The organism is Pseudarthrobacter sp. PH31-O2 (assembly GCF_030063265.1).
GTDB lineage: Bacteria > Actinomycetota > Actinomycetes > Actinomycetales > Micrococcaceae > Arthrobacter.
Window position 1 is genome coordinate 53,018 of record NZ_JASIST010000007.1, and the last position, 17,955, is coordinate 70,972.

15 protein-coding genes are annotated in these 17,955 nt (G+C 65.7%); 12 read left to right on the forward strand and 3 right to left on the reverse strand.

What is annotated here, in order from left to right; translation table 11 throughout:
- Positions 1-66: 66 nt before the first annotated feature.
- Entirely contained in the window at positions 67-1,458 is a 1,392-nt protein-coding gene (locus tag QMG72_RS12010; RefSeq protein ID WP_282468111.1) for a lytic transglycosylase domain-containing protein, read from the reverse strand.
- A gap of 278 nt (positions 1,459-1,736) precedes the next feature.
- Between QMG72_RS12010 and QMG72_RS12015 the strand changes: the two genes are divergently transcribed.
- The gene (locus QMG72_RS12015) at positions 1,737-2,090 is read left to right on the forward strand and encodes an Rv2175c family DNA-binding protein (RefSeq protein WP_226774323.1); all 354 of its coding nucleotides are present in this window, start codon (positions 1,737-1,739) and stop codon (positions 2,088-2,090) included.
- Between the two features lie 116 nt (positions 2,091-2,206).
- Here QMG72_RS12015 and QMG72_RS12020 read toward each other — a convergent pair whose 3' ends face one another.
- Both QMG72_RS12020 and QMG72_RS12025 read right to left on the reverse strand, forming a co-directional pair.
- Entirely contained in the window at positions 2,207-3,301 is a 1,095-nt protein-coding gene (locus tag QMG72_RS12020; protein ID WP_226774322.1) for a polyprenyl synthetase family protein, read from the reverse strand.
- The gene (locus QMG72_RS12025) at positions 3,298-3,831 is read right to left on the reverse strand and encodes a hypothetical protein (protein ID WP_283480620.1); all 534 of its coding nucleotides are present in this window, start codon (positions 3,829-3,831) and stop codon (positions 3,298-3,300) included. Before QMG72_RS12025 ends, QMG72_RS12020 begins: the two co-directional genes overlap by 4 nt.
- Before the next feature lie 176 nt (positions 3,832-4,007).
- Here QMG72_RS12025 and dinB point away from each other — a divergent pair, with 176 nt between their 5' ends.
- The 11 genes from dinB to ftsW all read left to right on the forward strand — a co-directional run bounded on the left by dinB (position 4,008) and on the right by ftsW (position 17,953).
- Positions 4,008-5,168 carry a DNA polymerase IV gene (gene dinB, locus QMG72_RS12030; RefSeq protein WP_226774325.1) on the forward strand — a complete coding sequence of 387 codons (1,161 nt, stop codon included), beginning with the start codon at positions 4,008-4,010 and terminating at the stop codon, positions 5,166-5,168.
- Positions 5,169-5,445: 277 nt separating this feature from the next.
- Complete coding sequence (locus QMG72_RS12035; protein WP_226774320.1) at positions 5,446-5,820, forward strand: SCO2097 family morphological protein; 375 nt, start codon at positions 5,446-5,448, stop codon at positions 5,818-5,820.
- A 435-nt stretch (positions 5,821-6,255) separates the two neighbouring features.
- A complete protein-coding gene (mraZ, locus tag QMG72_RS12040; protein WP_226774319.1) occupies positions 6,256-6,684 on the forward strand; it encodes a division/cell wall cluster transcriptional repressor MraZ in 429 nt (142 codons plus the stop codon).
- A gap of 196 nt (positions 6,685-6,880) precedes the next feature.
- Positions 6,881-7,879 (forward strand): 16S rRNA (cytosine(1402)-N(4))-methyltransferase RsmH, encoded by a 999-nt coding sequence (rsmH, locus tag QMG72_RS12045; RefSeq protein ID WP_253033153.1) that lies wholly within the window; start codon positions 6,881-6,883, stop codon positions 7,877-7,879.
- Positions 7,876-8,547, forward strand: a complete 672-nt coding sequence (gene ftsL / locus QMG72_RS12050) for a cell division protein FtsL (RefSeq protein WP_282359873.1) — start codon at positions 7,876-7,878, stop codon at positions 8,545-8,547. The genes rsmH and ftsL overlap by 4 nt, the downstream gene beginning before the upstream one ends.
- Before the next feature lie 41 nt (positions 8,548-8,588).
- Positions 8,589-10,391: a peptidoglycan D,D-transpeptidase FtsI family protein gene (locus QMG72_RS12055; protein WP_283480621.1), complete on the forward strand. Its 1,803-nt coding sequence runs from the start codon at positions 8,589-8,591 to the stop codon at positions 10,389-10,391.
- 104 nt (positions 10,392-10,495) lie between these two features.
- Positions 10,496-12,154, forward strand: a complete 1,659-nt coding sequence (locus tag QMG72_RS12060; RefSeq protein ID WP_283480622.1) for a UDP-N-acetylmuramoyl-L-alanyl-D-glutamate--2,6-diaminopimelate ligase — start codon at positions 10,496-10,498, stop codon at positions 12,152-12,154.
- 6 nt (positions 12,155-12,160) lie between these two features.
- Positions 12,161-13,726, forward strand: coding sequence for a UDP-N-acetylmuramoyl-tripeptide--D-alanyl-D-alanine ligase (locus QMG72_RS12065; RefSeq protein WP_283480624.1), 1,566 nt, complete (start codon positions 12,161-12,163; stop codon positions 13,724-13,726).
- Positions 13,723-14,832 (forward strand): phospho-N-acetylmuramoyl-pentapeptide-transferase, encoded by a 1,110-nt coding sequence (gene mraY / locus QMG72_RS12070; protein ID WP_253033150.1) that lies wholly within the window; start codon positions 13,723-13,725, stop codon positions 14,830-14,832. Before QMG72_RS12065 ends, mraY begins: the two co-directional genes overlap by 4 nt.
- Positions 14,814-16,415: a UDP-N-acetylmuramoyl-L-alanine--D-glutamate ligase gene (gene murD / locus QMG72_RS12075; RefSeq protein WP_283480625.1), complete on the forward strand. Its 1,602-nt coding sequence runs from the start codon at positions 14,814-14,816 to the stop codon at positions 16,413-16,415. Before mraY ends, murD begins: the two co-directional genes overlap by 19 nt.
- A 2-nt stretch (positions 16,416-16,417) precedes the next feature.
- Complete coding sequence (gene ftsW, locus QMG72_RS12080; RefSeq protein WP_283480626.1) at positions 16,418-17,953, forward strand: putative lipid II flippase FtsW; 1,536 nt, start codon at positions 16,418-16,420, stop codon at positions 17,951-17,953.
- The last annotated feature ends 2 nt before the right edge of the window (positions 17,954-17,955 follow it).

Genomic DNA, 17,955 nt, shown 5'->3' on the forward strand with positions numbered 1-17,955 from the left:
CGTATCGTTATCCGCCCGAGGCCGGGCCAAGCGGCTGAATGCCGCGGCCCCGCCATGCCCGGGCTCCTAGCCGAAGGTTTTCTGCAGCGACTTGATGGATGCCACGTAGCGCTTGGTGTCGTCGTACATGCCGTACTTGCTGACAGAGTACTGGCCCTGGTAATACCCGGCGATGGCCGTGTCCAGGTCCGGGCTCGAACGGATCAGCTGGCGGATGATGGCGACGCCGGCCGTCGCGTTGTCGTAAGGGTCCAACAGGTTGAGCCGGCGTCCCACCAGGTCCGAAGCCCACTCGCCAGACGACGGAATGACCTGCATGGTGCCTATGGCATTGGCGGGGGAGACCGAGCGGTGGTCGAAGCTGGATTCCTGGAAGGCGAAGGCCATCGCCAGCGAGGGATCGACGCCCATCCGCCGCGCTGTGTCGGCCACGATGGATTTCATCTGTTCGCGGCTGGGGACGGGCGAGGCGTTGAGCAGGGCCTTGTTCGCGTTGGCGGAGCTCACGACGGCGGCCGGGTAAGTGAAGCCGAGAAAGCTGCCCGGGACGAGGGGCGTAACGGTGGCGGCCGGCGGGGTGGCAGCCGGGGCGACGGAGGACGGCGTGCTCGGCGAGCCCGTGAGGGCGAGCTTCTGGCCAGGGTAGATGATGCTGCTCATCGTCAGGCGGTTGGCGGAAAGGATATCGGCGAGCTTGACGCCGTTCCTGGCCGCGATGGCGGAGAGCGTGTCGCCGGATTTGATGGTGTATGAAGCCGAGGCGGGCGCAGCCGGCGCCGGAGCAGGGGCCGCCGGGGCGGGGGCGGGGGCTGAGGGGGCCGGTGCCGCAGCGCCGCCGCCGATCTTGATCTGCTGGCCCGGGTAGATAATTGAGCCCATGTTCAGTCCGTTCCAGCCCAGGACCTCGGAGAGCTTGACGCCGTGGCGGGCTGCAATGGCGCTGAGGGTGTCGCCGGACTTCACCGTGTAGGCGCTGCCGGCGGCGGCCGAGGGCGCCGGCGCAGCTGGTGCTGCGGGGGCGGGAGCCTCGCCCGAGCCGCCGAGCTTGATCTTCTGGCCGGGGTAGATGATGGTGTTCGACTGCAGCCCGTTCAGCTTCAGAATGGCGTAGGTATCCAGGCCGAACTTGCCGGCGATTCCGCTGATCGTGTCACCGCGGGCAATTGTGTACTCCGCCGGGGCGGAAACCTGGGCCGGCCGGAACGCTGCGGGCACGGCCGCCGGCACAAAACCGGCAGGGATCAACGCGGAACTCAGCGACCGGACGGTCTGTCCCTGGGCCTGGGCTTGAATGGCCGCAGCAAGTGTGGCCGGGATGACACGGGGACGCGACTCCGCTGCGGCCGGCTGGGCGATGGCCAGGGAAGACAGCACGACGGCGGGAAGGGCAGCCGTCGTGGCGGCAATCATCGGCAGGCGGGGCCTCGCGTTTGTTTTCGGCGAACGTGACGTCGTCATAGGAAAGGTCCTCTTCTTAGCGGCGACCGCTGCGGTCTACCCGGCGTTACTGGTGTTACCAGTGTGACTCATGTTAATGCTGTTACAAATGTGATCTATGTGAATATCTCACGACTTGCGATTTAGTACAAGAACAGTTTGATATTCCGCAAACAAGTCATTCTGGAGTGTCGGCGAGGGCTCCCGCGGCTCCAGCGGACATGTTCAACGGTGCCGCGGGGGATCGTCCGGCGGGCGCCGACTAGGCGCAGAGGCCGCCGGCATGGCAATCTTGATCCGTGAGCAATGTAGAAAGCCTTGTGGGCGAATGGCTGCCCCTGCCCGATGTCGCACAGCTTCTGAATATGTCAATTACCAAGGTGCATGCGCTCCTTGACGAACGTGCAGTGGCGGCATTGCGGGTCGGTGAACGCCGGATACGCTGCGTTCCTGCAGAATTCATCCAGGACGGCCACGCCGTCGAGAGCCTTAAGGGAACGATTGTCGTTCTGGCTGACGCCGGTTATTCCGACGAGGAACTTATTACCTGGCTGTTTACGCCGGACGAATCCCTGCGCGGCCGGCCCATCGATGCACTGCGCGAGGGCCGCAAGACGGAAATCCGGCGCCGGGCGCAGTCCCTGGCCTGGTAGCCGCTGGTTTCTGCCGCGCGGACACCAATTGTCGTTAACCAACGACGCGGGCCTTGCACCTCGAAGATGAGGTGCAAGGCCCGCTTCGTTGGTGCTGTTGCAGGACAGCCCGGCGCTTAGGCTGCGCGGCTGACTGCGGCCTCGGCCAGTTTCCTGAGCGCAGTTTTCGGCAACTCCTCCAGCTGCAGGACATCCAACGCGGCAAACGCCGCCTGCCCGAATTCCTCGATGAGCACCTCCGTGGCCTGGAGCGCGCCGCTGTCCGTGATAATACGGCGGATTTCGTCGACGTCGTTTTCGTCCAGTCCGGGGCTGCCGAGCCTCGAGTCGATGAACGCAGATTCGGCCGGGCCGGCCAGATCCAGGGCAAACGCGATCAACACGGTCCGTTTACCTTCGCGGAGGTCGTCTCCGGCCGGTTTTCCGGTGGTCACCGGATCCCCGAAGACTCCCAGGACGTCGTCGCGAAGCTGGAAGGCCTCGCCCAGCGGGAGGGCAAACGCCGAATAGCCACGGAGCAGTTCGTCTCCAGCGCCGGCCAGTGCCCCGCCCAACGCCAGCGGATGTTCCGTGGAGTACTTGGCCGACTTGAAGCGGATGATGGACTTCGCCCTGCTGACCGCTCCGGCCCGGTCCCGCCTGGGCCCGGCTACTTCCTCGAGGATGTCCAGGTACTGGCCCGCCATCACCTCGGAGCGCATCAGGTTGAAAATCAGCCGTGCCCGGCTTCCAGCGGCCGCGCTTTGCCCGATCTCGGTAAACGATTCCTCGCTGAAGGACAGGCACAGGTCTCCGGTCAGAATAGCGGCGGCATGCCCGAACCGTTCGCTGTCCAGCGCCCAGCCCTGGGTCTCGTGTAATTCCCTGAAGCGCCGGTGCACGCTGGGACCGCCCCTGCGGGTGTCCGAGCGGTCAATGATGTCATCGTGGATCAGGGCCGCGGCCTGGAAAAGCTCCAGCGCCGCACCGGCCGTCACCACATCGGAGGATCCGGCGCCGCCGCCGGCACCCCGCCAGCCCCAGTAGCACATCAGCGCCCGGAGGCGCTTTCCGCCGGTGACAAGGTTCGAGATGGATCCCATCAGCGGATCTATGTCCGGCGAGATCGAGGACATCAATGACTGCCGGGTGGTCAGGAAATCCGTGAGTTTCCCGGCAACGGCGGCGACATACGCGGCCTGTTCCAGGCGCAACTGTTCAATGAGGGTCACTTGACGGACTCGGGGGCGACATTCGCGCCAATGGTGAACGTGGAGATACCGGCGGCTTCGATCACCGAAATGTTGACAGTTTCGCTGTCATTGCGCAGGAAGTCCTTCGACGGGACGGTACCGACGGATTCTCCCGGAACGGCCTGGAAGCCCTGGGCAGCCAGCACTGTTGTGTAAAACGCCAGCACTTCGGACGACGGAGCGGAGATGCTTCCGACCAGGGCGACCGTGGCCGGGGTTATGGTCTTGTCAAAGCTGCTGGAGACGACTTTCGCGCCGGGCATCACCGGCAGGAGCTTCGCCGGGAACCCGGGAACCATGGCGCCAACGGTGGCCGAGGTGCCGGGTGCTGCCGGCGGGCTGGTCGAGGCTGTGGCGGAGGGCTGGGCGGCGGTCGGCGCGGCCGAGGCCGACGCGGAGCCCGGGGCTGTGCCCCCTTGGTCGGCGGGCGTGCAGGCGGCCAGGGCCAACAGCGTGCCCGCCGCCGCAACGGCTACCGCAGCGCGTCTGCGCTCTCGAAATTCCTTCACAGGGACTTTCCTCCTGGTGTTGACGCCGGATGCAGCTTCCAGTTTAGTCAGTCCCCGGGCATAGGATTGAAGTCGTGGGGCAGGAGCGGGATAACCAGCAGCGGGAGCAGCCTTCCGGTGGCGTACCCTCCCGGCCCGGTGAGGCACAATTGCGGGAGCTCCGGCGGAGCAGCATTATGCACGTGGATATGGATGCGTTCTTTGTCTCCGTGGAACTTCGCAGCCGGCCCGCACTGGTGGGCAAGCCCGTTATCGTCGGCTACCCTGCGGACCGTTCAGTTGTGCTGTCCGCTTCCTACGAAGCCCGGAAATTCGGTGTCAAATCCGCGATGCCGATGGTGGTTGCCATGCGGATGTGTCCATCCGCCGTCGTGATCGAGCCCCGGCACAAGCTGTACTACGAGGTTTCCGGCCAGATCATGGAAATTTTTGGTTCCATTACCGAACTCGTTGAGCCGCTCAGCGTGGACGAGGCCTTTCTCGACGTCGGGGGCGCCATCCGGCGGCTTGGTCCGCCCCGCGAGATCGGCGAACTCGTCCGCACCCGGGTCCGCAGCGAACTGGGCATCACAGCATCTGTTGGGATCGCGGCCAGCAAGTTCGTGGCGAAGATTGCGTCCACCCGCTGCAAGCCGAACGGACTGCTGCTGATCGGTCCGGAGGAGACGGTCCCTTACCTGCACAGCCTTCCGGTCAGCGCTCTTTGGGGCGTCGGTGCCAAGACCGTGGAGGTGCTCGCCCGGATGGGCATCCGAACCGTCGCCGACGTCGCGGCCTCCCCGCTGCCGTCCCTGCGCAAAGTGCTCGGCGCCTCGGGGGAGCACGTCCACCGGCTGTCGTGGGGGATTGATCCGCGCCCGGTGACCCCGGTGCGGCTGGAGAAAAGCATCGGTGCGGAAGAGACCTTCGCGGTGGACACCGCCGACGAGGCATTACTGCACCGCGAACTGCTGCGCCTCTCGCACCGGACAGCGGAACGGCTCCGCAGCGCCGGCATGCACGCGCGAACCGTGGCGCTTAAGCTGCGCTACGCAGACTTCTCCACGATCACCCGCAGCCGGACGGTCAGCACCCCCATCGACAGCGCGCAATTGCTGTACGCCGTCGCCGTCCAGTTGCTCGGGTCAGTCGGGGACCGCCCCATGACCGTGCGGCTCGTGGGGATCCGGGCCGAGCAGCTTGAGGAGGCGGCCCAGGCGCCCCTGCAGTTGAGCCTTGACCGCAGGGACGATAACTGGCGCGCCGCCGAGCAGGTCCTGGACCAGGTGACCCGTAAATTCGGGACAAAATCGGTACTTCCGGCCCGTCTGCTTGATCCCGGGAATACCCCGGGCTGAACCCGGCAGTTCCGTGGTCCTGTTCATCACGCCAGGGGGACTTTCGGCATCTTTCAGAACGGGGCACAACAAACTATCCTTATTAATACGAAGGTTTGGAACGACTGGATCGAGCGTTCGGATTAATGCAGGACCAGCTGGACACCCTGGAAGGGGCCGTGGAAGATCCCATTCGACCACCGACGGTGAATGGGAACCACACGGGATGCCCGCACGTTGTGGTTTTAGGGACACTGGTCGCGTCAGTCCGGACGTTGGCCGACTTAAGGAGGTCGTGATGCCGCTCTCGGAGCACGAACAGAAGTTGCTGGAGCAACTAGAGAAGCAGCTGCATGAGGACGATCCCAAGTTCGCCAGCTCGATGGGCTCGGACGCGGGGCGTTCATGGTCCACCCGCCATCTTGTGATCGGCGTACTGGCCACACTTGCCGGCATTGTGCTCCTGCTCTTGGGTGTAACGATTCAGGTCATCGTTGTCGGAGTCCTTGGATTCGTTGTTATGGGCGCTGGGGTTTACTACGCGACCATGCGGGGAGCCGCCGTTGGCAAAGCCAGGGCCGCTGGAGCGGACCGGAAATCGGGGAAGCCCAGGAGTTCATTCATGAGCAGCCTCGAGGAACGCTGGGACGAGCGGCACCGCGGCGAACCCTGAAGGGGCCGCCGGGCCCGTCCCGGTGTCGGCTCGTTGTTAAGCCTCCGGTAGCTGCCTCCACTTTCCACCACGGGAAGGACCGGCCGCAAAAAAAGATCCGCTTCGGCGGGTCTTTTTTCGTTAACTTCTGACTAGCGGGCCCAACTGAGGCGTTGCAGCGGCGCGCCGGGCTGCGGGGGAGGGCCCCGGCAAGACCCCACCCAAGCCCGTGTTGCCCGGACCGCCGCCGTGGCACCGCGTTTTCCTCCACTGCCAACCACCGGGCCCAGTTCCCTGCAGTTGCGGGGGACCGGAAGGAACGACGGGCGCAAATTGCGGCCGAAACCGGCGGTGTGTCGTTGACTGTGGAGGGATGTGGAGTAATGTGGAGGCCGTAAGAGGGTAGTGGCAGCACGGGGGACGTTGGGCTTCCTACGAACAGACAGGCGGTGGGCCGTGTTTCTCGGCACACATTCGCCGCGTCTGGACGAAAAGGGACGAATTATCCTTCCCGCCAAGTTCCGCGAGGAACTTGCCGGCGGACTGGTTCTCACAAGGGGCCAGGAACGCTGCATCTACGTCTTCAGTGAGGCGGAATTCGGCCGTGTTCACGAGCAAATGCGCGAGGCACCAATCTCCAGCAAACAAGCTCGCGACTACATCCGTGTTTTCCTCTCCGGAGCCTCTGACGAGGTGCCTGACAAGCAGGGGCGCGTGACGATTCCGCCGGCGCTCCGGGAGTATGCAGGGCTCGGCAGGGAACTGGCCGTTATCGGCGCAGGCACCCGTGCGGAGATCTGGGACGCCCAAGCCTGGAGCGAATACCTCGCTGAAAAGGAAACGGCCTTCTCGGAGACCGATGACGCAATACCGGGGATTCTGTGAATCCCCGCAAGAACCAAGCAGCACTGCACGATTCTTGACCGAGATCTCCAGCCGCCCATCCTGCTGTTTTCCTGGCTCACTTCCCCGGAGCCAGGCGGACGCAGGATAGGCGCGGATGGGGATCTGGATCAAGAAGCGGCACCAACAGCCAGCAACCGCACTCCAGGCATCAGCCCAACCACGAAAGGACGCAGGCATGACGGACCCTGACCAGTCGAAGCCTACGTCCGAACGGCATGTACCGGTCCTCAAGGACCGGTGCATCAATTTGTTGGCACCCGGATTCGACGCGGCACGCAGCCGCGGCGAGAGCCCCGTCGTCATCGACGCGACCCTGGGCATGGGCGGTCATTCCGAGGCGATGCTGCAACGCTTTCCGGACTTGCACCTGATCGGCATCGACCGCGATGAGGAAGCACTGGCCCTCGCGGAAGAGCGCCTCAAGGCTTTCGCCGACCGGATCGACCTTGTGCACGCCGTCTACGACGAGATCCCTGAAATCCTGGAAGACCTCGGCTTCGCGGAAGTCCACGGAGTCCTGATGGACTTGGGGGTCTCATCGCTCCAGCTGGACGAACGCGACCGCGGTTTTGCGTACTCCTTCGACGCCCCGCTGGACATGCGGATGGACCTGAGCCGCGGCCAGACCGCCGCCGACGTTGTTAACACCTACAGCGAAGAAGACCTTGTCCGGATCATCCGAAAATGGGGCGAGGAGAAATTTGCCGGCCGCATTGCCAACCGCATCGTGACCGTCCGGGCTACGAAGCCGTTTACAACGACCGGGGAACTCGTCGAGCAGATCCGCGACGTTGTACCGTCCGGCGCCGCCAAAACGGGCGGACACCCTGCGAAACGCACCTTCCAGGCGCTCCGGATCGAGGTCAATGAAGAACTCGATGTCCTCGAACGCGCCGTTCCCGCAGCGATCACCTCGATCGCACTCGGCGGCCGGGTTGTGGTGATGTCCTACCACTCGCTGGAAGACAAAATCGTCAAGGGCTTCTTCCAGGCCGGGTCCAAATCGTCCGCGCCTCTTGGTTTCCCGGTGGAACTGGAAGAACACAAGGCCGAGCTGAAAACTCTGACGAAGGGCACCGAAGTGCCCACCGCCGCAGAAATCGCCGAAAACCCACGCGCCGCGTCCGCCCGGCTCCGCGCAGTGGAACGCATCAAAACCAGGAGAGCCGTATGAGCACCGCCGCTGTCAACAGATTTCCCGTTGCCGCAGGCGCAACGGCCCGGGCACTGCCCGCGGGTTCCCCCGGCACCGGCCCCGCCAGGAAGGAGCGCACCCCGCTTTCACTGGTCCGTTCGGCCCCGCGGAAACGCCGCGCACCCTTCGTTGTGCTGTGCTTTGGCCTCCTTGCGGTCGCCCTGCTGGCCGTGCTGGTCCTGAACATCTCCGTCTCCACGGCCCAGTACCAGCTGGTGCAGCTGCGGGGTGAACAGTCCACCCTGACGAAGCAGAACCAGGACCTCACCCAGCAGGCGCAGAACTTTGACGCCCCGCAGAACCTGGCTGCCAAGGCCACCGAGCTGGGCATGGTGGCCTCCATCACCAAGGGCCAGATCGACCTGTCCACCCTGACCGTCACCGGCAAGGCCAAACCTGCGGTGAAAGGCGACGCCCCCGGAGCCGTTATCGCCGCTCCGGCCGTCGCAGGACAGCTCAGCGTCGTCCCGCCGGCCACAGTCAATGAGCCGCTCGCGAACCGTAAGCCTTCGCAGGACGCCCCGGTGCCGGCCGTGCCCGCGGCAGCTGTACCCGCGCCCGCTGCCGTGCCGGTCCCCGCCGCGCCGGCGGCTGAACTCCACGGCGGGTCCGTTCCCGCCCCCGCGCAGAAGATCCCGGGACAGTAACGCAGCTCGGATCACCCGCCAGGCAAAAGCAAGGAAACATCGTGGCTCAGAACACCGGCAAGGCAGGCAAAGCGAAAGCGCCGAGCGCAACCCGGCGGCTGCGGCTGGGTCTTGGCCTGATGCTGACACTCCTTCTCGTCGTCGGCGGGAAACTCTTCCTGGTCCAGGGCCTCGACGTCGGGGGGATGGCCGAGGCCGCGCTCCAGAACCGGCTCACCCCCATTGAGCTGCCGGCCGAGCGCGGCAGCATTCTGGACACCAACGGCAATGTCCTGGCCAGCAGCGTGATCCGCTACAACATCGTGGTCGACCAGACCGTAAATACCAAAACCGAATCCTTCCGCCGGCTGGAGCAAATGGACGGCAAGGAACAACTGGTCAAAGTCTCCCGGGACCAGGGCATTTCCGAACTTGCCGCGGTGCTGGGCATGGACAGGGACACGGTGAAGGACGCCCTTACCGGTGAACAGCGCTACTACATTGTGGCCAAAGACCTGAAGCCCGACGTCGAGGACCGGATCTCAAAGCTTCGGATCCCAGGCATCGTCACCGAGGGCACCAGCAAGCGGGTTTACCCCAACGGCTCGGTGGCTGGCGGGATCGTCGGCTTCCTGAAAGACGGCAGCACCGGCCAGGCCGGCCTCGAGCAGACCCAGGACGAGATCCTCAAGGGCACCCCGGGCAAGCGGCTGTTTGAGATCGGTGCAGACGGACTGCGCATCCCGGTGGGAGTGGACCAGCTGACGCCGGCCGTGAACGGCAAGGACATCAAGCTCACCCTGAACTCTGACCTCCAGTACTTCGCCCAGCAGGCGATCCAGAGCCAGAAGGACAAGCTCAGCGCCGAATGGGGCGTGATAATCGTCTCCGATGCCAAAAACGGAAACATCATCGCGATGGCGGACACTGATGCACCCGACCCCAACGATCCCGGCAAGGTGGCGGCCAAGGACCGCGGCGTCCGTGCCGTCACGGCCGCCTATGAGCCGGGCTCGGTGGAAAAGATGATCACCGCCGCCGCCGCGATCGAAGAAGGCACGGCCCACCCGCTGGACCACTTTACGATTCCGCCGACCTACACCGTCGATGGCCAGACCTTCACCGATTCCTTCGTGCACGGTACTGAAGAGCGGACCCTCGCCGGCATTGTCGGGTATTCGATGAACACCGGCACAGTGATGGTGGGCCAGCGGCTCAGCAAGGAGAAACGTCACGACTGGCTGCAAAAGTTCGGTATCGGCGAAGCGCCGGACATCGGGCTGCCCGCCGAGTCCACGGGCATCCTGACCCCCGCTGAGCAGTGGGACGGGCGCCAGCAGTACACGGTCCTTTTCGGCCAGGGTGTCTCGCAGTCAACCCTGCAGACAGTCCGCGCCTACCAAAGCATCGCTAATGACGGCGTTATGCTCCAGCCGCGCCTGATCGACAGCTTCATCAACCCGGACGGCACCGAGGAGAAGGTCCCGGCCCAGGCGCCCCGGCAGATCGTCAGTGCGGACACCGCCAAACAGGTCCGCGATATCCTGGAGAGCGCCGTGACCGAAGGTGAGATTAAGGACGCCGCGATTGACGGCTACCGGGTCGGAGCGAAGACCGGGACATCCGAATCTCCCTGCGACGACGGCAAATCGGGCTTCTGCGGCTATACCGCCTCCATGGTGGGGATGGCGCCGATGGACGATCCGCGGTTTATTGTTGAAGTGGTCCTGCAACGGCCCAAGGGCAGCATCTACGGAATCACGAACGGACCGGTGTTCCGGTCCGTGATGAGCCAGACGCTGCGGACGTTCAACGTTCCGCCCTCCACCGGGGAGCCCGCCCGGTTGCCGCAGTACGCCAAGTAGGACCAAGCGCCACCCAGCACCCGAACCAAGGACTGCAGCCAGTGGCCGGAGGATTCCTCCGCGCAGCAGGTCCAGATCCACCAGCACCACCTACGGAGATCCACGTGTCAGATCAGTTTGCCCCCGGCGCTTCCGCTGCGCCGTCCGGCCCGGGGTCCACCCGCGGCTTCCGGCCCACCGCGGTTGCTGCAGTGCCGCTGGCAGCCATTGGCGAAGCGATCGGCGTCGACGTCCCCGGAGCTTCGGGGGCCGTACCGGTTACCGGGATCTCGCTGAATTCCCGCACCGTGCAGCCCGGAGACCTCTACGTGGCACTGCCCGGCGCGAGCCGCCACGGTGCCGACTTTGTCGCCCAGGCCGTGGAGGCCGGTGCGGCCGCCGTTCTGACGGACGACGCCGGCGCGCGCCTGCTGGCCTTCTCCCACGACATCGCCGTGCCGGTACTGCTGGCCCAGGAACCCCGCAGCCTCGTCGGCGGACTGTCCGCCCTGATCTACCGGAGCAGGCCCGACGACGCGATCGCTCCCGCCCTCTACGGCGTCACCGGCACCAACGGAAAGACCACCACCACATACTTCCTCAATGCCCTGCTGCAGGGCCTTGGACAGAAGACGGGACTGATCGGCACCATCGAGATCCTGGCCGGCGGCGCGCCGATTCCCAGCCTGCTCACCACGCCCGAGTCCACGGACGTCCATGCCCTGCTGGCGCTGATGCGCGAACGCGGCCTGGACGCGGCCTCGATGGAAGTCTCCTCGCATGCTGTGGCGTTCCACCGGGTGGACGGGGTTGTGTTCGACGTGGCCGGTTTCACCAACCTGACGCAGGACCACCTTGACCTGCACGGGAGCATGGACGAGTACTTCCAGACCAAAGCCCGGCTCTTTACGGCCGGACGGGCCCGCGGCGCAGTGGTAACCGTTGACGACGCCTGGGGCGTCAAGCTCGCAGCCACCGCTGGCATTCCGGTCACCACCCTGGCCACGCAGGCTGACAGCGCGGCGGCCCCGATCCGTGCGGAAGCGGACTGGACCGTCCACAACCAGGCACCGCGCGGACTCGGCACCGATTTCACCCTGCGGCACCGCGACGGCACTCAGTTGCGTGTGCACACCGGGCTGCCCGGCAGCTTCAACGTCGCCAACGCCGCACTGGCCACGGTTATGGTGCTCGCGGGCGGCCACGGTGCCGACGCCGTCCAGGCTGCCCTCGACGCGGCGGAACCCTTCACCGTCGCCGTTCCCGGCCGCATGCAGCTCGTCTCCACCGCCCCCGCCGCGGTGGTCGACTTTGCCCACAACCCGGACGCCCTGGCCCGGGCACTCGAAGCCGTCCGCTCCCCGCAACCGGGCTCCCGGGTGATCGTTGTGTTCGGCGCAACCGGACAACGGGACCAAAGCAAGCGGCCCGCCATGGGAGCCATCGCCGCACGCCTTGCCGACACGGTAATTGTCAGCGACGATGACCCGCACGATGAGGACGCCGCCGCAATCCGCGCCGACGTTATGGCTGGCGCACTGGACGCCAAAAAGCACGAGGGCCTCAGCTGCAGCATCATCGAGGTGTTCCCCCGCGCGGCCGCCATCCGGAAAGCCGTGGAACTCGCCGGTCCGGCGGACACAATCCTCGTCGCAGGGCGCGGCCACGAAATTTGGCAGGAGGTCAAGGGCGTCAACCTCGCCCTTGACGACCGGGTGGAGCTCCGCTCCGCCTTGACAGCCCGGGGATTCACCGTTCTCGAAGACCAGCGGATAGAGTCCTAAACCGAGATGATTGCATTTACCGCGGCGGAAATCGCCGAAATAACCAACGGCCGGCTAGCCGCCGAACCGGGCGTTACTCCCGGTTCGGTCGTAACCGACTCCCGCGAAGCCACCCCGGGTTCCCTCTACGTGGCCAAACCGGGGGAGACTGCCGACGGCCACGACTTCGTCGCCGCGGCTTTCGAACGCGGCGCCGTGCTGGCCCTCGTCGAGCATGATGTCACGGACGACGCCGGGCGCACCTACCCCGCCGTTGTGGTCCAGGACTCGGTCCTGGCGATGGGTGCCCTCGCCGCGGAGGCCGTCCGACGGATCCGTGCAGGCCGTGCCGCCAACGGCGAGCCGCTGACCGTGATTGGCATCACCGGTTCCGCCGGCAAAACCACGACCAAGGACCTGCTGGCCGGTATCCTCGGCGCGGAAGGCAGCACTGTTGCCCCGCAGGGTTCCTACAACGGCGAAGTCGGGGTGCCACTGACCGTCTTCAAAGCCGGTCCCGACACCCGCTTCCTCGTCATCGAGATGGGCGCCACGGGCGTGGGGCACATCAGCTACCTCGCCGGGATGGTCCGGCCCGACATCGGCGTGGTGCTCGGTGTTGGCACCGCCCACGCGGGCGAATTCGGCGGCGTGGAAAACATCGCCATCGCCAAGGGCGAGCTTGTCGAGGCCCTGCCGGCCGGCGGCACCGCAGTCCTGAACCTGGACGACGCCCGTGTTGCCGCCATGGCCGCCCGCACCCGGGCCGCGGTGCTGGGCTTCTCTGCCGCTCCGGCCAGCGCCGGCCTGTCAGGCGAAGCCGGGACCGGGCCTGCCGGGGCAGAATGCGTCCGCGCCGAGGGGATCGAGTTGAATTCCGGCGGAAGTCCCGAGTTTGAGGTGCTCTTCCCCGGCGGAACACCGCCGCATCATATTGCGGCGAAGCTTATCGGGGCGCACCACATCGGCAACCTGTTGGCAGCGGCGGCAGCGGCCCACGCAGCCGGTGTCCCCGCCGCGCGGATCGCCGCCTCCCTCAGCTCCCAGACGGCCGCCAGCCGCTGGCGGATGGAACGCACCGAGCGGGCCGACGGCGTCACCGTCATCAACGATGCCTACAACGCCAACCCGGAATCCATGCGTGCCGCGCTGCGGACCCTCGCTGACCTCGGACGGGGCCGCCGCACCTGGGCTGTCCTTGGTGCCATGCTTGAGCTGGGTCCGGATTCCATCCGCGAGCACATGGCAGTCGGCACGCAGGTGGTCCGGCTCAACATCTCCCGCCTGCTCGTTGTGGGCCGGGAAGCACGTTCGCTCTACGTCTCTGCCGTCAATGAGGGGTCCTGGGGCAACGAGTGCGTTTTTGCCGAAACAGCCGACGAGGCCTACGAACTGCTGCAGGCCGAGCTGGAGCCCGGTGACCTGGTGCTGTTCAAGTCGTCCAACAGCATCGGCCTGAGACACTTGGGGGATCGGATAGCATTGCCTCTTCAGACCCCCGGTACCGTTTCCGGTGCGGCTGGGGGATCGGCTGCCGTGAGCGCAGCCGGAGATACTGCCGGAACCGCCACTGAAGGGAGTGCGCTGCCGTGATTGCACTGCTGATGGGCACCGGACTGGCCCTGCTGTTTGCCTTCCTGGGAACCCCGCTGTTTATCCGTTTCCTGGTCCGGAAGAGCTACGGACAATTCATCCGAGATGACGGGCCCACCTCGCACCACACCAAGCGCGGCACCCCGACGATGGGAGGCACTGTCGTCGTTCTCGCAGTGCTTGCGAGCTACGCCGTCACCCACCTCGTGATGTGGCTGATGAACCCGGCGTCGCCGGGACCCACCGCGTCGTCGCTGCTGCTGCTGTTCCTGATGGTCGGGATGGGGCTCGTCGGTTTCCTGGATGACTTCATCAAAATCTCCAAACAGCGAAGCCTGGGCCTCAATGCCAAGGCCAAACTCATCCTGCAGGCCGCCGTGGGCATCATTTTCGCCGTCCTTGCCCTGCAGTTCCCGGACGAAAACGGCGTGACACCGGCGTCGTACCAGATCTCGCTGGTCCGCGATATCCCATGGCTGAACCTCGCCTTCGCCGGTACGATCGTCGGAGCCATTCTCTTTGTGTTGTGGTCGAACCTGATCATCACCGCCGCCACCAACGGCGTGAACCTGACGGACGGCCTCGACGGCCTCGCCGCAGGGGCATCCATTATGGTCTTTGGTGCCTACACGCTGATGGGGATCTGGCAAAGCAATCAGGCCTGCGGCTCGCCACGGCAGGCCGGTGCCGGCTGTTACAGCGTCCGGGACCCGCTGGACCTGGCCCTGCTTGCCGCCATCCTCAGCGGGGCGCTGGTCGGATTCCTGTGGTGGAACACCTCGCCGGCAAAGATCTTTATGGGGGACACGGGGTCACTGGCCATCGGCGGTGCCGTCGCCGGCCTCGCCATCCTGTCCCGGACCGAGCTGCTGCTCGCCTTCATCGGCGGCTTGTTCGTCCTGATTACCCTTTCGGTGATCATCCAGGTCGGCTACTTCAAAATCACCAAGGGTAAAAGATTCTTCAAGATGGCACCGCTCCAGCATCACTTTGAGCTCAAAGGCTGGGCCGAGGTCACGGTCGTCGTCCGCTTCTGGATCCTCTGCGGGCTTTTCGTCGCCGCGGGCCTGGGCATCTTCTACGCCGAATGGGTGGTACTGCTGTGACTGGTCCGATCCCCGCGCCGCTCACGAGCTCGCCCCGGCTCCAGGACCTGGTCAGCTGGGACTCCGCCTGGGCCGGATTGCGCGTAGTCGTCACGGGCATCGGGGTCTCCGGCTTCGCTGCCGCCGACACGCTGATAGAACTCGGCGCCCGTGTGGTGGTGGTCGACGCCGCCACCGGGCCCACGGCACGGGCCCAGGCGGACACCCTGCGGATCGTTGGTGCGGCCGATGTCCTGCTGGGCGAGGACGCCGTTGAGTCCGTCCCCCGCATTGACGGAGCCACTCCGGACCTGATTGTCACCTCCCCGGGCTGGCGGCCGGACCAGGCCTTGCTCGCCGCCGCGGCGCGGGCCCACATCCCGGTCTGGGGCGACGTCGAACTGGCCTGGCGGCTGCGCGTGCGCAATGGACGCAAGACGGCCGACTGGCTCACCATCACCGGGACCAACGGCAAGACCACCACCGTCGGGCTGACCGAGTCGATGCTCCAGGCGGCGGGGCTGAAGGCCATCGCCGTCGGCAACGTCGGCACACCGATCCTGGATGCGCTGCGCGATCCTGTCGATTACGACGTTTTCGCCGTTGAACTTTCCAGCTTCCAGCTGCACTGGAGCCACTCCGTCTCCCCGCTGGCAAGCGTCTGCCTCAACGTCGCCGAGGACCACGTCGACTGGCACGGCTCCTATGCGTCCTACCTGGCGGACAAGGCCAAAGTCTACGAAAACACCCAAAAAGCCTGCATCTACAATGCCGAGCAGATCGAAACCGAGCGAATGGTCGAGGACGCCGACGTCGTCGAAGGGTGCCGTGCGGTGGCCTTCACCACCGTCACGCCGGCGGTCAGTATGCTCGGTGTGGTCGAAGGACTCCTCGTGGACCGCGCCTTCATCGCAGAGCGCAAGGACAGCGCGGCCGAACTGGCGTCCGTATCGGACCTCGGACCCGTGGCTCCGCGGCACATGGTGGCCAATGCCCTGGCCGCGGCAGCGCTGGTCCGGGCTTATGGCGTCGAGCCTGCGGCCGTCCGCGAAGGCCTGCGCAACTTCCTCCCGGGGGACCACCGCATCCAACTCGTCGCCCGGGACCACGGAGTTCTCTGGGTCAATGACTCTAAGGCCACCAACCCGCATGCCGCGGCCGCGTCGCTCTCAGCGTTCGATAACGTGGTCTGGATAGCGGGCGGCCTTTCCAAAGGCGTGAACTATGAACCGCTGATCCAGGCCCACGCCAAGCGGCTCAAGGCAGTGGTTCTGATCGGGGCAGACTCCAGCGATCTGCGCTCCGCGCTCCGGCGACACGCACCCGATGTCCCGGTGATCAGCGCCGGGAAGGGTGAAACTGAAGACGTGCAGACTGCCGGACCGGCCGACGCCGCAGCAGGACCTTCACCGATTTTCGGCGAGACTGTGATGGCACAGGCCGTAGCATCGGCGGCGCAGCTGGCCACCTCCGGGGACACTGTGCTCCTGGCTCCGGCAGCTGCATCCATGGATCAGTTCTCTTCCTACGCTCACCGTGGCGACGCCTTCCTCGAAGCTGTCCGCGAGCTCGTGGAAGGGCAGGCTCAGACCAGCGAGGAGTAACAATGGTCAGCACGCCCACACGTCACCCGGCGGCCGCAACGGCCGCTCGACAACAACCCGCCGCCAAGGCACCGAACAAGCCTGGGAAATCAGGCTTGCCATCAGGCCTCCGCAGGGTCCGAAGCTGGTACCGGGGGTTTTGGTCCGCGCTGGAAGGAACCGGGAAGTCGCGCAACGGCTCCACGTATTACCTGATCCTCGGTTCCACCCTGGCGCTCACGGCAATCGGCATCCTGATGGTGCTCTCCGCCTCCAGCGTCGAGGCGATCGCTGCCGGGGAATCGCCCTACACTGCGGCCCTCAAACAGGGGCTGTTCGCCGGAATTGGGCTGTTCGCCATGTTCCTGCTGTCGCGGGTAAACGTGGTGTGGCTCAAACGCGGAGCCTGGATGGCCATCATTGTTGCCCTCGTGCTGCTGGTGCTGGTGCTTCTCGTGGGACGCAGCGCCCTCGGTAACCAGAACTGGATCGACGTCGGGCCCTTCACCTTTCAGCCCTCCGAGGCGGCCAAACTGGCGCTGGCGCTGTGGATGGCAACGGTGCTGGACCGCAAAGCCAAGCTGCTGTCCCGGGCCAGGCACGCCCTCGTCCCCGTGGTGCTTCCCGGCGCCGCCGGAGTGATCGGGCTCATTTTGATGGGTAACGACCTGGGCACCGCCATGATCGTGATGATGATCACGGCTGCCGCCTTGTTCTTCGCCGGAGTGCGGCTCTACCTGTTCGGCATCGCCGGTGTTGTCCTCGCCGCCGGCACCGCTGTCCTGGCGATCACCAGCCCCAACCGTGTCTGCCGCATCCTGTCCTGGACCGGGCAGACGTGCGCGGACGGATCCAATGTGAACTACCAGTCCACCAACGGCCTGTACGGGCTTGCCTCCGGAGGCTGGTTCGGGGTGGGCCTGGGCCAAAGCCGGCAGAAGTACAGCTGGATTCCGGAGGCCCACAACGACTTCATCTTCGCCATCATCGGCGAGGAGCTTGGGCTGGTCGGAACCCTGGTGGTGCTGGTGCTCTTCGCCATTCTCGGCACCGCCATCTACCGCGTCGTTGCCGCCCAGACGGCCATGTTCCACCGCGTCCTGGCCGGTACCATCATGGTTTGGCTGCTGGGCCAGGCCACCGTCAACATGGCTGTGGTCACCGGCCTGGCGCCGGTCGTTGGCATCCCGCTTCCCTTTATTTCCTACGGCGGTTCGGCGCTTCTGATGTCACTGTGCGCGATCGGCGTTGTGTTGTCCCTGGCCCGCGCGCAGATGGCGCCCGGGCTGCAGCCGGAGCGGCTGTTCCGGTTCGGCCCCGCCACGCTGGCGGCCTCCCTGCGGAAGCGGGTCGCCGCGCGAGGCGGCGCCGCACGCACCCTCCGGCCCGCCGCCCGGACTCCGGTCCCGGATCGTTCCCGGACCGGAAAGCCTCCCGCCGCAAGACCTGCCGCCGGAAAGACTCCTGCCGCAATACCTGCCGCCGGAAAGACTCCTGCCGCCGGAAAAGCCGGTACCAGGATCCCCTCACCCAGCAATCCCGCACGAAAGCGTAAATAAGC